Raw genomic sequence first — 16,774 nt, forward strand, 5'->3', positions numbered from 1 at the left:
TGGTTAACCAATGATTATTCTTTGTAACACGAATGAAAAATGACCAATAAACTAAACGCATGATAAAGAACTATATAAAAATTGCCTGGCGCAACTTGTTAAGGCATAAATTATTCAGTTTCATCAATATCTCAGGATTGGCAGTAGGACTAGCAGCATGTATGCTCATTATGCTGTACGTGGTACATGAACATAGCTATGACCGATTTCATAAAAATGCGGATCACATTTTTTTATTGAACGAGCGTTTGCGTATGCAGGGCCAGGAGGTTAACATAGAATATATGAGTTATGCCAGCGGACCGATGATAACGCAAAGTATACCCAATGTCTCGGGCTTTATGCGTACCAGGAAGCCTTACAAGCCAGTAATAGTGGAGGGGCCCGGTAAAGAGGGGGCCAAATTCTCTGAAAAAAACATGTTGTTTGCCGATGCCGGTTTTTTTAACTTTTTTTCCTTTAAACTAATTTCAGGGAATTCTTCAACGGTATTAAAAAATCCCTTTTCGATGGTTATTTCACAGGATATGGCCAGAAAATATTTTGGCACAGAAAATCCGGTAGGTAAAACATTGAAAATCAAAACGGATAGCACCTATTCATATCTAATCACCGGGGTGGCAGAAAACGTACCCTCAAATTCAAGCATAGAATTTGATTTTTTGGCTTCAAATACCAGTCTGCAGTTAATGGAAGAGGCTAAACCCTTTCTTAAGTCTGAATACATACAGGGTGGTGCATTTACAACCTATTTATCTTTAAAACATCCAGCTGATTCAGCACAAGTGCGGGCGGCTTTACAAACCCTGGTAAAAAACACTCCAGGGAGCGAAAAAGATATCCCGCAATTAACTGCATTGACCGATACTCATTTAGAAGCCAATTTTGGTGATTCAGCTAATATTAAATATATCCGGATATTCCCTATCGTTGCCGGATTAATCCTGCTTTTGGCTCTCGTGAATTATATGAGCTTGACAACTGCGCGGGCTACCTTACGGTCAAAAGAAATCGGGGTAAGAAAAGTAACAGGTGCAAGCAGAAAATCAATAGCCATGCAGTTTTATATCGAATCCACGGTGTTTACTGCACTGTCATTTATTCTCGGCTATGTTTTGTGTTATTCGCTCAAATCTCGATTTCTGAATACTCTTGATTTGAAAATGGATACCTCTTTTTTATATAGCCCGATAATGCTGGGCGTTTTGCTTGTTCTACTACTAGTTGCTTTATTAATCTCAGGCAGTTATCCGGCTATTATTTTATCCGCGTTTAAGCCAGTGATCACACTTAAAGGGAAAATGAGTAAGCAGGCTGGTGGTGTAGCTGTCCGTAAGATATTTACTATTCTGCAATTCGCAATTTCAGTTGGATTGATTATTTGTGGAATTGTAATTGACCGGCAATTGTACTATATCAGGCACACAGATACCGGAGTAAATCGTGAGAATGTGATTATGGTGCCTATCAGCAACAGTTTTGGCAAACAATATCAGGGATTTAAGCATGATGTAAACATCCTGGCCGGAATAAAGCTGGTCGCTACTTCGCACTATCCGATGTATAAAGGTTATGATATGTTTTTTATGCATGATAAAGTTAGTAATGAGGATATTGCAATGCCTGTATTATCGGTAGATGCATCTTTTATACCAGTGCTGGATATCAAATGGAAAATACCACCGGTTTCTGCCTCAATTTTAAGAAATCCCCAAAACATTGTGATCAATGAGATGGCTATAACCAAGTTAAAGCTGCCTTCAAACCCTATTGGAAAAATAGTTGATTTTGGGGGAAAGCAAAAATATGAAGTGGCAGGTGTGGTCAGAGATTTTAACTTCAGTTCATTGCAAGGGAAGATTGGCCCTTTGTGCTTGTTTATAGCCGCAGATAACGCTGCTGATTGGGGAGTTGCTGGTGGTTGCTTGTTTGCTAAAATAAAACCACATACAAACTTACCTACATTACTTAGTGCAATGGAAGGCATCTATGAAAAATATGATAAGGATACACCGTTCAGCTATACGTTTATGGATGACTCTTTTAATGCCCAATATAAAGCCGAAGATAGGCTGGCTTCCATATTCAGCATCTTTACGGTAATCACCATTGTATTGGCAACAATGGGCCTGTTCGGCCTGGCGGCATTTAGCATTGAGCAACGTACAAAAGAAATTGGCATTCGCAAAGTGTTGGGAGCCAGCATTACATCTATCAATGCGTTGCTTTCCAGCGGGTTTCTCAAACTGGTATTATTGTCCATTCTAATAGCCTCACCTGTTGCTTGGTGGGTTATGCATAACTGGCTTCAGGGCTTTGCTTATCGCATTCATATCCAGTGGTGGATGTTTGCCGGGGCTGGATTACTGGTGGTTACTGTTGCTATAATTACGGTTAGTTATCACGCTGTTAAAGCAGCAATAGCCAATCCGGTGAATAGCTTACGATCCGAATAGTTTTTTGAAGAAGTTTTTGGCTAATGAGATAGTAACTTTATAGCAAAACAACCTGATCGTTGATATGTGGTTCATTAAAAAAACAAGCTGCTTAATTATATTACTCTTTGGAGCTTTAACTGGCTATTGTCAGCCGGCAAAGGATAAGGCATCTGATTTTGTACTATTGGTTGTTAATGAGAAATCGCAACCTATTGATGGGGCTTCTGTCGGATTACTGAAAAACGATAAACTTGTTAAGACAACTATTACGGATTCGAAAGGCACTGCAAGGTTTGAAAACATTGCTGAAGGAAGTTACACGTTTTCTATAACTTATACAGGTTATAAAACCAACAGAACAGGGGTATATCAGCTTCCTTCTGACACCTTAAATACTGCGACAATAGCATTACAGCCTCTGAGTTCTACATTAAATGAGGTGAATATTACGGCACTCAAGCCGTTTATTGAGCAGAAAAAAGGTAAAATAGTGCTGAATATTAGCTCGTCGGTTACCAACGTTGGTGCAACTATACTTGAGGTGTTGGAGAAATCGCCCGGGGTTACAGTGGACAGAAACGGGGGTATTACTTTACAAGGGAAGACAGGGGTGCTTGTAACCATAGACGATAAACCGACTTACCTGTCTGGCGCCGACCTGAACAGTTTATTAAGCAGTATGAGTTCTACCCAGGTAGAGCAAATAGAATTAATAACAAACCGTTCAGCAAAGTATGATGCAAGTGGTAATGCGGGCGTAATAAATATTAAGACAAAAAAAAACAAATTGAAGGGATTTAATGGCTCTGTTACAACATCCATCGGGCAAGGGGTTTACCCTAAAAATAATGAGAACCTCGCGCTAAATTATCGTAGCGGTAAAATCAATACTTTTATTACTTATAACCGCAATTGGGTTAAATACCTTCTGGACCTTTATGCTTTGCGAAAATACTATGATGATCAGGGCGCACTGACTGCAATGTTACAGCAGCCTTCTTATTTTAAAGGCACATTTCTAAATAATACGCTGAAAACCGGACTTGATTATGAAGTCAGTTCTAAAACAACAGTGGGATTAGTATTAGGCGGCACCTTTATTCAACGCGACGGTGCCAACAAATCTACTGCCACATGGTTAAATCCTGCAGGCGCCGCAGACTCGACGATAGCCACTGTTAACCAAAATAATAGCCGGTTCAAAAATGGTTCTATAAATTTGAATGGCAAGCATGTCCTATCCGCATCGCAGGACATCGGGACAAATTTTGACTGGCTGCATTATTCGATTCAAACTGATGAAGATTTTAATAATCAATTGCAAACGCCAAATGGGTATAATGAGCAATCAAGGGGTAATATACCAACTACCATAAATATTGTCTCGGGCAAAGCCGACTATACGTTAAAGTGCCGTGAAAATACATCCTATCAGGCTGGGTTAAAATCGTCACACAGCAGTACAGATAATATAGCATCCTATCAGAATTTCGATGGATCGAATTGGATCGAGGATAATACCAAAAACAATCATTTCAAATACAATGAAAACATCAACGCTGTATATGTTAATATCGATCAAAAATATGAGCATTTAACCTTAGAGGCAGGCCTACGATACGAACACACTACCTATCATGCTCACCAATTAGGTAATGCTATTCAGAAAGATTCGGCTTTTTCGCGTAACTATGGTGGGCTTTTCCCAAGTGGGAGTGTCAGCTATCAGGCAGATTCATCAAATAGTTTTACCCTTACCGCCGGCCGACGTATAGACCGGCCTGTTTTTCAAACACTAAACCCTTTCTATTTCATTATTAATAAATACACCTATCAAACAGGTAATCCATATCTTTTACCACAATATAGCTGGAATCTGCAGCTTAGTCATCAATATAGAAGTTTGCTTACAACAAGCGTATCGTACAGTATTATAAATAACTATTTTTCGCAACTGTTCCTGGCGGATACCGCAAGAGGGATACTTTTATATTCACAGGGAAATGTTGGTCACACAAGCAATATTGGTCTCTCCGCGTCTGTTGTTACATCGTTGTTTAGATGGTGGTCACTTACCGCGCAAGCTGTTTACAACCATAAACAGCTTGCCGGATTCAATGGCAATAATTATACAACCAAAATCAACCAGCTTAATATAAGCTCAACAAGCCAGTTTATTATAGCCAGAGCGTATACCGCCGAAATTTCCGGCTTTTACACTACAAAAGCTCGCAACGATATACAGGAGCTATTATATCCCACTGGTCAGCTGTCGCTTGGCTTTTCAAAATCTATCCTAAAAAAGAAAGGAACTTTAAAGTTCAGTGCGCGTGATATTTTTTACACAAATGCTATGGAGGGTTTAACTCAGTTTCCAAACGCAACAGAATATTTTAAGGAAAAAAGAGATTCAAGGGTTTTCACAGTTGCTTTTACTTATCGTTTCGGAAAAACCTATAAAGTCAACACCCATTCTGAAGGAAGCGCTACAGAGGAAAGTGATAGAGTAGGTAATGGCTGATGTGATTTTGCCTCTCGTTTATAAAAAAGACTGTATCGTTTCCGAACACACTGTGTTACATATACGAACACGTTCGTAAACTTTTATATTACACAACGTGTTAATAATCAGTTTGTTTTGGTTTTGGTACATTGTTTACATGGTTTCTGATGATATAAACAATTCTATTTATGCTGAAAAGTTACTTTAAAATCGCCTGGCGCAATATAGTTCGTCACAAAGGATATGCTGCCATTAATATTTCGGGACTTACTGTTGGAATTGCGGCTTGTCTGCTCATTTTCGTTGTTGTTCAATATGAATTGAGTTTCGATACTTTCAGGCCCAATTTTAAAAATATTTACCACGTGGTGACCCGTGAAAAGCATAACGACGGAATTACTTATAATCCAGGTTTGCCTGTACCATCGACCGATGCGCTTCGTCTTGATTTTCCACAGGCAAAAATTGCCGCCATCAATACCAGTTATGGCAGTCAGATAACTGTGCCTTTAAGCAGTTCAGGTAACCAGGCTTCGGATAAAAAGTTCACAGAAAATGTGGGCGTTATGTTTCTGGAGCCCCAGTTCTTCGATATTTTTCAGGCTGATTGGCTGGCTGGCGGCCCGTCGGTGTTGGCTCAACCCAATATGGCGGTCATTGATAAAAGCAGTGCCACGAAATATTTCGGCGACTGGAAAAATGCCATGGGCAGATCGCTCAAAATGGATAATGTATTAAACTTGAAAGTCGCCGGGGTAATAGATGATGCTAAATCTAACAGCGATTTTCCTTTAAAAGTGCTGATCTCATTTATTACCTGGAAACAGCACCCTAAAGATTATAATTATAACTACGACTGGCGATCTGTAAGCAGCAATCACCAGGTGTTTATGAGCGTGCCTGAAAATGAGTCCATTGCGAAAATAAATGCGCAGTTGAAGGACTTTAATCATAGGCATTCCGGAAGCAAAGATGTTGTCCACAAGACCCAATTCCTGCAACCTTTGTCTGAAATGCATTTTGATGCCCGCTTTGGTAATGTGCTTGGCGACCACATGACAAAAAAGTCAACATTGGCTACCTTATCATTTATTGCGGTCTTGATCATTGTTATGGCTTCTATCAATTTTATCAATCTATCAACGGCGCAATCCGTTGGCAGGTCAAAAGAGGTTGGTATACGGAAAGTATTAGGCAGCAGCCGCAGACAACTGATTGGGCAGGTGATAGGAGAAACAGCCATATTGGTGATTATTGCTGTATCATTATCCGTCCTCATCGCCAAATTACTGCTGCCTTACCTCAAAAATATTGCAAACGTTCCGGATTCGATCAGTCTATTATCCCCGGGGAGTATTTTATTCCTGTTAACAACCACAATTATCGTTATTCTTTTATCAGGTATCTATCCCGCTGTGGTTGTATCCGGATTTAAGCCCGTATTAGCTTTAAAGAACAAAATCACTGCTGCGTCGATTGGCGGTATTCCGCTTCGCAGGGTGTTGGTAGTAGCACAATTTGCAATTTCTCAATTACTAATCATCGGAACGATCATCGCTATTAAGCAAATGAATTTTGTGAATGAGGCCGATTTGGGTTTTAACAAAGAGGCCATATTGGTAATACCGGGATATACAGATAGCTTAAGCTTACGGAAAATTGATCCCTTTAAGCAGCAGTTATTACGAAACCCGGATGTACGCGAAGTGAGTTTCATATCCGACGTGCCGTCATCCGATAACAACTGGGCAACCAATTTTTATTTTAACAATGTCCATAAAGATGACGGACTTACTACGTGGTTAAAATATGGCGATGCAGATTATTTCAAAACTTTCGGGCTTCACTTTATAGCAGGTAAAGGGTATGACCAAAGCGACACAGCGAGGCAGGTAGTAGTAAATGAAACCTTCCTGAGCAAAGTAGGGATTCGCAACCCGGCAGATGCGATTGGAAAAACGGTGAGTTTAGGTGGAGGCAGATGGTTGCCAATTGCCGGTGTAGTAAAGGATTTTAAAACGAATTCATTACGGGAAACTGTTAAGCCGATTGTTATCTCGCCAAGCAAATCCTCTGAACAAGAAGTTGCCATAAAAATTCAAACCCGAAACCTTACCAAAACGGTTTCTACCTTACAAAAACTATGGGAAAACACTTATCCAGAATATGCCTATAATGGATATTTTCTGGATGATAATATAGCTCAGTTTTACAAGCAGGAAAATCAGATGGCGCTGGTTTATAAATTATTTGCCGGTATAGCCATATTCATTTCTTGCCTGGGATTGTATGGACTGGTATCATTCATGGTGGTGCAAAGAACCAAGGAAGTAGGGGTGCGGAAAGTGTTAGGTGCCTCCGTAGTGAGCATCGTTTACCTGTTCTCAAAGGAATTTATACTGTTGATAATGCTGGCATTTGTCATTGCGGTACCTGTGGGTTGGTATATGATGTCGGGCTGGTTGCAAAACTTTGTTTATCGGATTCCGGTTAGCCCGGATGCATTTGTACTCGCATTGGTGGGTGCGATCGTTTTGGCTTGGTTTACAGTAGGATATAAGGCGATCAAGGCAGCGCACGTAACGCCAGTGAAGAGTCTACGTTCGGAATGAGTTTTTAGTCATTAGAATTTAGGGTTTAGATTTTGGAATTTGAACATTATGATAAGGAACTATATTAAAACCACCTTGCGCAGCCTGCTGAAGAACAGGTCGTACAGTTTTTTAAATATTGCCGGGCTGGCTATTGGAATAGCTTGTGCTTCGCTGATATTTTTGTGGGTAGAGGATGAGCTCACCTTCAATCACAATTTTGCTAAACGCAATGTCTTGTATAAAGTCTATGAAAATCAGACTTACGAAGGTAAGACCAGTACGTTCTTTGCCACGCCCGGACCTATGGCAAAAGCCATGAAAGGTGAAATTCCAGGCATTAAGAATACTGCAAGGATGACCGGCGACGGCAACAATGCGTTATTTTCTTTGGGTGATAAGATCATTACCGAAACCGGAAACTACGCTGATCCGGAGATATTCTCTATGCTGCAGCTACCTTTTGTAGAGGGATCCGCTGATAATGCTTTTAAGCAATTGCATTCGGTGGTGATCAACGAGACCATGGCTCGAAAGTTTTTTGGCGATACTGATCCTATCGGTAAAGCTTTAAAAGTTAACAACGAGCAGGACTATATAGTAACCGGGGTATTTAAGGATCTGCCCAAAAACTCCACTTACCAGTTTCAATGGCTGGCCCCATTGGAAAATATAGATCACAAGCAACCCTGGATGACTATTTGGGGTGCTAACTGGGTGCGTACGCTGGTTGAATTAGAGCCTAACGCAAATGTCGCTGCAATTAATAATCAACTAAACCACTATATCGCATCTAAGACAAAGTCAGATAACACTACAGTTTGCTTCCTATTTGCCATGAATGATTGGAACCTGCATAACAGTTTTACTGATGGAAAAATGAGTGGCGGCCGAATTCAATATGTAAAGTTGTTCTCTTTCATTGCCTGGATTATTCTATTGATCGCCTGTATCAATTTTATGAACCTGTCAACTGCCCGTTCCGAACAACGTGCAAAAGAAGTAGGGGTGCGTAAGGTAATGGGAGCTGGCAAGGGCAAACTGATCGGCCAGTTTATTGGCGAAGCGGTCATCATGTCGTTCATCGCCGTAATACTGGCAATAGGTATGATTTATGCAGCTATGCCGTCATTTAATACGCTTGTGCAGAAGGAATTATCAGTAAATATACTGGAGCCTTTACACCTGATCTATATTTTCCTCATTGGAGCGGTTACAGGTTTATTGGCCGGTAGTTATCCTGCATTTTATTTGTCGTCGTTTAACCCTATTACCGTTCTGAAGAATATCCGGATAAAGTCAAGTGCAGGCTCTGGATTTATTCGTCAAAGCCTGGTGGTGATCCAATTCTCTATTTCAATTATACTGATCATCAGTACCATTATTATTTACCAGCAAATACAGCATGTTAAGAACCGTAACCTGGGATATAATAAGGATAATATGGTTTACATCTATTTGCAAGGTAATCAGTCTGATCATTTCTCAGGCGTTTACAATGATCTGAAACAATCGGGTGTAGTCGAAGATGCTGCGCTGAGCGATAATATATCACTGGAAGTTGGCAGCAATACAGATAACTACACATGGGAGGGTAAAGATGCTTCTAAAAACCCTTTGATATCGTGGCAAAATGTGAGTTCACAGTTTATCTCAACTATGGGCATGAAGCTAGTGGCAGGTCATGATTTCAATACCAACTCTGCAACTGATAGCCTGAATGTAATCATTAATGAAACCTTCGCTAAACAAATGGGCAAAGAGGGGCGGATAGGTGGAATTATCCGTGATGGCGGGAAAAAACCATTCCAAATCATAGGTATATTAAAAGATTACTTATACAACGATCCATATGGTTCAACAGCACCTTTGTTATTGTACAATCATCCTTCCGGTACTGCTGTGTTAAGCATTCGCTTTAAAACAGGCATTAATATTCAGGATGCCTTAACCAAAGCAGGGAATATCGTGAAAAGAGATTATCCTGGATATTCTTTCGAATACAAATTCATTGATGATGACTTTAACCAATTATTTAAGACAGAAACACTAACAGGTACATTAGCAGGTGTTTTTGCTGCATTGGCCATTTTTATTTCTTGTCTTGGGCTATTTGGTTTAGCAGCATACACAGCCGAACGCCGGATCAAGGAAATTGGCATACGCAAAGTACTTGGTGCTTCAGTATCGGTGCTCGCCGGTCTGTTATCAAAAGACTTTTTACAGTTGGTCAGTATCGCTTGCGTTATTGCATTCCCGGTAGCATTCTGGGCATTGCATAAATGGCTGGAAAGCTATCAATACCGGGTTGATATTAACTGGTGGGTATTTGTCCTGGCAGGAGTTTTAGCCATGCTGATCGCCCTGGCTACAGTAAGTTTTCAGGCTATTAAGGCGGCGCTGATGAACCCGGTGAAAAGTTTGCGTTCGGAGTGAAGGATTTGTCATTAGTCATTAGAGTTTAGGATTTAGAGCTTAGCATTTAAATATTATGATACGGAATTATTTCAAAACAGCGTGGCGTAACCTGATGCGTAACAAAAGCTATGCAGCTATTAACATTATCGGGTTATCAATAGGTATTGCGGCCTGCACCCTTATTTTTCTGATTATACAGTTTGAGACAAGTTTTGATTCCTTTCATGCCAAAAAGGATAAGATATACCGTGTTATAACAGCATTCCATAATCCGGATGGTATAAACCTTTCAAGCGGTTTGCCGTTGCCTATCTCAGAAGGGTTGAGGCTTGATTTTCCTCAATTAAAGCAGGTTGCACAAGTGATGCAAAATGATGGGAGCCATTATTCAATCGGGAATGCGAGCAAAGGTGAGCAGGTTAAAAAGTTTAAGGAAGACTGGGCGTATTATATAGAACCACAATTCTTTCAAATTTTTGATTATGCCTGGCTGGCTGGCGACAAGAAAACCGCCTTGACGGAGCCCTATACCGTTGTACTGAGCAGAGATGAAGCCGATAAATTTTTCGGGAACTGGCACGACGCCATAGGTAAGGTCATTAAATATGAAAACAAAACTGATCTGAAGGTAACCGGCATTATCGAAAACACACCACCTAATACAGATATCCCGATGAAGCTGATCGTCTCTTTTGCGACTTTACGTTCAAAGGGAAGCGACTATTATGGCAACCTGCACGATTGGGTAAGCACGTTTGGAGATAATAGCTGCTTTGTTATACTGCCCGATAATATGAGCCAGGCGCAATTTGATCAAAACCTGAAAGCATTTGTGAAAAAGCATAAACCAGCTGATTATAACAAAGACGCGCTGCAACTACAGCCATTGAAGGAAATGCACTATAATACTGAAGTAAATGTGTACGGAGGACATCCTTTTAGTAAACAATTACTTAATGTAATTAGCCTGATCGGGCTGTTCCTTTTGCTTATAGCCTGCGTTAACTTCATCAATTTGGCTACAGCACAAGCAGTAAACCGCTCAAAAGAAGTGGGTATCCGAAAGGTTTTGGGAAGTAACCGCAATCAATTGGCAATGCAGTTCATCACTGAAACATTGATCATTACTTTATTTGCAGTTGTTCTTGCCATTGGGATTGCTGAATTGACATTGCCGATGCTTAACCATTTGTTGGAAATAGAATTAAGCAGAGCTTTCTTCACTGATCCTGTATTCCTGGCATTTTTGGTTGCTACTATTGTCGGAGTAACGCTGTTATCAGGTTTTTATCCTGCTTTGGTATTATCCGGATTTAACCCGATAGAAGCTTTGAAGAATAGGATCAAGGCAGGGAAAGCAAGTGGTATCTCGCTTAGAAGGACATTGGTTGTAGTACAATTTATGATAGCGCAGTTCCTGGTGATAGGAACACTCGTGATCGTTTACCAGATGGACTATTTCAGGAATAAATCGTTAGGGTTCGATAAAGATGCAATTTTGACAGTCCCGTTTCCCGGCGACAGTGTTAGCAAGACTAAAATCAATACCCTGCGGGATCAACTTATGCAACAACCGGGTATAAAAGATGTGAGCTTTAGCTTTGCGAGTCCGTCCGATAATAATGGCTGGAGTTCTGATTTTAAATTCAATAATTCAGCAAAGCAAACCAATTTTGGAGCTAGTCTGAAATGGGCTGATGCGGAATATTTTAAATTATATAATATTCAATTTGTTGCCGGGCAGCCATATGAGAAAAGCGACACTATACATGGGTTTGTCGTTAACGAAACACTAATACACAAATTAGGGATCAGTGATCCTAAGAATGCAATCGGTAAGTACATTAAACTATGGGATGACAAGAAGAAATATGCGCCCATTGTTGGAGTGGTTAAGGATTTCAATGTTGGGTCGCTGAAAAATGCTATTCCGCCTGTTTTAATGAGCAGTTGGAAAGACGTTTATCAAAAATTGAACATCAAGATTGAACCGAAGAATGTAAATCAAACGCTCGTTTCGATTGAAAAACTGTGGAACAATACCTACCCGGACGGCTTATATGAATTCCAGTTTCTGGACGAAAAAATTGCCAACTTTTATAAGCGCGAGGATCAGCAGTCTCAATTGGCAAAAATATTTGCAGGGCTCGCGATATTCATTTCGTGTCTTGGTTTATATGGCCTGATTTCGTTTATGACGTTACAACGTACTAAAGAAGTTGGAATACGTAAAACCCTGGGAGCGTCAGTAGTGAATATAGTTTATCTGTTCTCAAAAGAATTTACAGTACTTATCCTCATCGCTTTTGTTATTTCATCATTCATAGGCTACTATGTTATGCATAAGTGGCTGCAGGATTTTACTTACCGTATTCCTATAAGCCCGGATATATTCATATTGGCCATCATTGCTTCTATAGCCATTGCCTGGGCCACAGTAGGGTATAAGGCTGTTAAAGCGGCGTTGGCCAATCCTGTAAAAAGTTTGAGGAGTGAGTGATCGGTTATCCGTTAAACCAGTTATTAAAAGAGAATAAGAGATCCTTCTCCATTGAGAGGGATTTATTTGTGCAATAGCCAACCCGATCACTGATAACCTCTGATCAACTAATCTCACTGTATAAGACCAACTGTATCATAACCGAACGCATCCTGTTACATAAGCGAACACCGAGCAAAATCAAATATTGTATAACTTGTTGATATATAGATTATTGAAACTTTGGTATGTTATTGATTGCTTAATGCCAAGATGAATTAGTATTATTAAATCAATAATTCACTAAATCATTAATTCAAAAATTAAACAAATGTTATCACTACAACACGTTACCAAATATTACCAGGCAGGCGGAAACAAGAATTTTGTACTGAACGATGTGAGTCTTGAGGTGGATGAAGGCGAATTTATTTCAATCATGGGCCCGTCAGGATCAGGTAAGTCTACTTTACTAAACGTTATCGGTATGCTGGATGAGCCTTCTGAAGGTTACCATTATTTTATAGGACAGGCTGTGCACCAGCTTAAAGAAAAACAACGCTCGGCTTTATATAAACAGTATATCGGGTTCGTTTTTCAGGCGTATCACCTGATTGACGAATTGACCGTGTATGAGAATATTGAAACGCCATTAATTTATCAGGATGTAAAAGGATCGGAACGCAAAGCAATGGTGGCCGATATGCTCGACAGGTTCCAGATTGTAGGTAAGAAAGATCTCTTCCCGGCTCAATTGTCTGGTGGTCAGCAGCAACTGGTAGGCATTGCCCGTGCATTGATTGCAAAGCCGAAATTATTACTTGCCGATGAGCCTACAGGTAATCTTAACTCAAAACAAGGGGAAGAGATAATGGAGTTGTTCAGGAAATTAAATAAAGAAGATGGAGTAACGATTATCCAGGTGACACACTCTGAAAAAAATGCGGAATACGGAACACGTATTATCGATCTTCTGGACGGTAAAATCAGCTCCTCAAGAAAATTCTGATCTACAAATAACACGATATATACAATGCGATTTAGTAAATACATATTAACATTTCTTTTTATTGGCGGCAGTATTTTGGCGAATGCACAGGGAACGGATACTTTGTTTACGTTGCAAAAATGCCTTGATATTGCTATTAAAAACAATTTGCAGGTAAAACAAAGTAACATGACTGCGGAATCGGCGAAAATCGATCTGCGGCAATCTAAGGAAAATCTGCTGCCATCTATTAATGCCAATGCGCAACGCACATTCTACAATGGCCGTGGTATCAGCCCGGTTACCAACGCATATGTGAATCAATCGCAAACTAATGACAGCTATAACCTGAATGGCAATATGACCATATTCAATGGTTTTGCATTGCAAAATGCTATTAAATCAGCATCATTAGCTTATCAGGCAGGTAGAATGAATTTTCAGGCTGCTAAAGATGTAGTTACCGTAAATGTAATAACTGGTTACCTGGCAATATTGGACAACCAGGAAATATTAAATGCAAGTAAAAATGCACTGGCCGTTCAGCAAGAGACTGTAAACAGGATGGAGATACTTGAAAAGCAAGGCGCAAATAAGGCAGCATCTGATCTTACGGATCAAAAAGGTGCATTGGCAACGAATGAAGTTTCTGTCGTTAATGCACAAAATAATTTGAATACATCCAGGCTAAACCTGTTTCAATTGATGAACATGCCTTATCAGTCAGAGGCAACATTCCAGGGCCTGAATGCTGAAGATTTACGAGGCGATTACGGCGCCGATCCAAACCAGGTTTATGAATCTGCACTACAGTCTTTTGCTGCAGTAAAAGCTGCTGCCTTGACCCGCCAATCGGCCGAAAAGAGCGTAAAGGCCGCTAGGGGGGCGTTGTATCCAGCTTTAACAATAGGTGGTAACTTACAGACTGCCTATTCAAATACCGCCACCCAACAGGATTCTATTGGTGGATCCCGTTCTATTGCATATAGAGATCAGCTTAAAAACAACTATAACTCTTCGATTGGTTTAGGTTTGAGTATCCCAATTTTTAATAATGGTTACAAACGCAATACCTTAGATAAGGCTAAACTAAATGCTTTGTATCAGAAAGATGTAGAGGAAAATACCAAAATACAATTGAAGCAGAATATTGAGCAGACCTATTATAATATGATGGCTGCTTATAAAAGATATCAATCGCTAAATGATCAGGTTAAAGCTTATACTGAAAGTTATCGTATCTATAAACTCCGTTTTGATGCCGGAGTATTGACCACAGTTGATTTTATTATTGCAAAAAATAACCTTGAATCGGCTACTGTGAATCTGATCAGTGCCAAATACGATTACTTCATCGAAAGCAAAATCCTGGATTATTATCAGGGCAAATTGTCATTGCAATAATTACTGCCGATTTATTAAGCCGTGTTTTTAATATAAAATACAGCGATCCGTGTTTTTGTATGATGATTTGTTGAAATCATGTGCTATAAATCAGGTATTTAGTTCTGCAGGTATCGGATAAAGACCGTAAATTTAAGGGCTAATTAAAATTTATGTTTAAGAAAGCCCTTTACATATCACTCTGTCTTTTATCTTTTTTCCGTTTAACAACGTCAGCACAGTTTAAATCAGATAGCGGGAAATATAAAATACGGCTTAATCAGGTTGGTTTTTATCCTAATGCTCCCAAGATTGTTATTGTATTAACAAATAAAAAGGGGAGTTTCTCGCTTCAGACACCAGATAAGAAAATAGTATTCAAAGGTATACTCAAAAAGTCTATTCAACCTAATTTTGCGGGTCAGTACACCTGGATTGCAAATTTTTCAGCCTTTACCAAACCCGGAAAATATGTTTTAAATGTTTCGGGCCTAGGTACTTCTTATACATTCAGCATTTCTAAAAATGTTCATCAGCAGGTTGCCAATGCCTCTATCAAAGCATTCTACTTTATGCGGGCATCTACGCCGCTTTTGGAAAAGTATGCAGGAAAATGGCACAGGGCAATGGGGCATCCGGATAATAAAGTATTGGTGCATGCCTCCGCAGTAAGCGAGGGCCGGCCTGAGGGTACCCTGGTATCTTCGCCGCGCGGCTGGTACGATGCGGGCGATTACAATAAGTACATCGTTAACAGCGGTATTTCAACCTATACATTATTGTCCCTCTATGAAGACTTTCCGGAGTATATGAAAACCGTTAAGCTAAATATACCGGAAAGTGGGAACGGCATTCCTGATCTATTAAACGAAACGCTCTGGAACCTGCGCTGGATGCTAACCATGCAGGATTCAATCGATGGCGGAGTGTATCACAAACTGACCAATGCAGCCTTTGATAAAATGGAAATGCCGGATAAAGCGACTGAACCACGGTATGTTATCCAAAAAAGCACTGCTGCGACATTGGATTTTACTGCTGTAATGGCACAATCAGCCCGCGTATTCAGACAATATGAGGTACAACTGCCGGGCTTTGCGGATTCTTGTCGTGAGGCCGCTTTGAAAGCTTGGGAGTGGGCTCAAACACATCCCCATATCATTTATAATAAATATGTTCTGAATGATAATTTCAGTCCTAAAATAACGACCGGTGACTATGGAGACGGTGAGGTGAGAGATGAATTTATTTGGGCCGCATCTGAATTGTTCGTCACTTTAAAAGACATTAAATATGTTCACAAGATCAATGTAATTCCTGATGTCAAAATGCCATTGCCTTCATGGAGCCAGGTGCGTGTGCTTGGGTACTACACCATTGCAAGAAATAGTGAGCGTGTAGCGGGTACAGGCTACAAAAACATTGCTGAAATAAAAAAACGTATAGTGAGTTATGCCGACGGCCTGATCAAAGACGCAAGTAAGACAGCTTATATAGCCGTAATGTATAAAAAGAAGGCCAATTTCATTTGGGGAAGTAATTCTGTAGCAGCCAATCAGGGGATTGCATTAATACAAGCTTATAAGCTTACAGGCGATAAAAAGTATTTGAAATATGCTTTAGATAACCTTGATTATATTTTGGGCCGTAATGGTACTGGTTATTCTTTTGTAACGGGTTATGGAAGCAAAACCCCTATGCATCCGCACCATCGTCCGTCTATTGCAGATGGTATAGTTGACCCAATACCCGGTTTACTGGCGGGAGGTGCAAATCCAGGTGACGAGGACCACGTTCCGCTACCGTCATTTATTCCTGATGAGGCGTATACCGATAATGACCAGGCATATGCTTCTAACGAAGTTGCAATTAACTGGAATTCGCCGTTTGCCTACCTTGCCAACGCGCTCGAAGCATTGCAAAATAACATAAGTTATTAAAAATAAAGTTATTATATCGTTTTATTAAACCAAC

General features: G+C 40.1%; 8 protein-coding genes. All 8 read left to right on the forward strand.

Translation table 11 applies throughout. The annotated features are described in order from the left end of the window. Nucleotides 1-59: 59 nt before the first annotated feature. The 8 genes from Q3A68_RS02795 to Q3A68_RS02830 all read left to right on the forward strand — a co-directional run bounded on the left by Q3A68_RS02795 (nucleotide 60) and on the right by Q3A68_RS02830 (nucleotide 16,740). Nucleotides 60-2,456, forward strand: a complete 2,397-nt coding sequence (locus Q3A68_RS02795) for an ABC transporter permease (protein ID WP_302899502.1) — start codon at nucleotides 60-62, stop codon at nucleotides 2,454-2,456. A 64-nt stretch (nucleotides 2,457-2,520) separates the two neighbouring features. Beyond that, entirely contained in the window at nucleotides 2,521-4,959 is a 2,439-nt protein-coding gene (locus Q3A68_RS02800; protein ID WP_302899503.1) for an outer membrane beta-barrel protein, read from the forward strand. Between the two features lie 170 nt (nucleotides 4,960-5,129). Beyond that, the gene (locus tag Q3A68_RS02805; RefSeq protein WP_302899505.1) at nucleotides 5,130-7,553 is read left to right on the forward strand and encodes an ABC transporter permease; all 2,424 of its coding nucleotides are present in this window, start codon (nucleotides 5,130-5,132) and stop codon (nucleotides 7,551-7,553) included. 48 nt (nucleotides 7,554-7,601) lie between these two features. Next, nucleotides 7,602-9,968: an ABC transporter permease gene (locus tag Q3A68_RS02810; protein ID WP_302899506.1), complete on the forward strand. Its 2,367-nt coding sequence runs from the start codon at nucleotides 7,602-7,604 to the stop codon at nucleotides 9,966-9,968. A 55-nt stretch (nucleotides 9,969-10,023) separates the two neighbouring features. Beyond that, nucleotides 10,024-12,450: an ABC transporter permease gene (locus Q3A68_RS02815; protein ID WP_302899508.1), complete on the forward strand. Its 2,427-nt coding sequence runs from the start codon at nucleotides 10,024-10,026 to the stop codon at nucleotides 12,448-12,450. Nucleotides 12,451-12,760: 310 nt separating this feature from the next. Further along, entirely contained in the window at nucleotides 12,761-13,438 is a 678-nt protein-coding gene (locus Q3A68_RS02820) for an ABC transporter ATP-binding protein (protein WP_302899509.1), read from the forward strand. Nucleotides 13,439-13,462: 24 nt separating this feature from the next. Further along, complete coding sequence (locus Q3A68_RS02825; protein WP_302899511.1) at nucleotides 13,463-14,821, forward strand: TolC family protein; 1,359 nt, start codon at nucleotides 13,463-13,465, stop codon at nucleotides 14,819-14,821. A gap of 152 nt (nucleotides 14,822-14,973) precedes the next feature. Next, entirely contained in the window at nucleotides 14,974-16,740 is a 1,767-nt protein-coding gene (locus Q3A68_RS02830) for a glycoside hydrolase family 9 protein (RefSeq protein WP_302899513.1), read from the forward strand. The last annotated feature ends 34 nt before the right edge of the window (nucleotides 16,741-16,774 follow it).

This window comes from Mucilaginibacter tolerans (assembly GCF_030519375.1).
Lineage (GTDB): Bacteria > Bacteroidota > Bacteroidia > Sphingobacteriales > Sphingobacteriaceae > Mucilaginibacter.

Excerpts from the sequence above, each read along its gene's own strand:
- Q3A68_RS02795 (WP_302899502.1), top strand. The coding sequence starts at position 60 with ATGATAAAGAACTATATAAAAATTGCCTGGCGCAACTTGTTAAGGCAT.
- Q3A68_RS02800 (WP_302899503.1), top strand. The coding sequence starts at position 2,521 with ATGTGGTTCATTAAAAAAACAAGCTGCTTAATTATATTACTCTTTGGA.
- Q3A68_RS02805 (WP_302899505.1), top strand. The coding sequence starts at position 5,130 with ATGCTGAAAAGTTACTTTAAAATCGCCTGGCGCAATATAGTTCGTCAC.
- Q3A68_RS02810 (WP_302899506.1), top strand. The coding sequence starts at position 7,602 with ATGATAAGGAACTATATTAAAACCACCTTGCGCAGCCTGCTGAAGAAC.
- Q3A68_RS02815 (WP_302899508.1), top strand. The coding sequence starts at position 10,024 with ATGATACGGAATTATTTCAAAACAGCGTGGCGTAACCTGATGCGTAAC.
- Q3A68_RS02820 (WP_302899509.1), top strand. The coding sequence starts at position 12,761 with ATGTTATCACTACAACACGTTACCAAATATTACCAGGCAGGCGGAAAC.
- Q3A68_RS02825 (WP_302899511.1), top strand. The coding sequence starts at position 13,463 with ATGCGATTTAGTAAATACATATTAACATTTCTTTTTATTGGCGGCAGT.
- Q3A68_RS02830 (WP_302899513.1), top strand. The coding sequence starts at position 14,974 with ATGTTTAAGAAAGCCCTTTACATATCACTCTGTCTTTTATCTTTTTTC.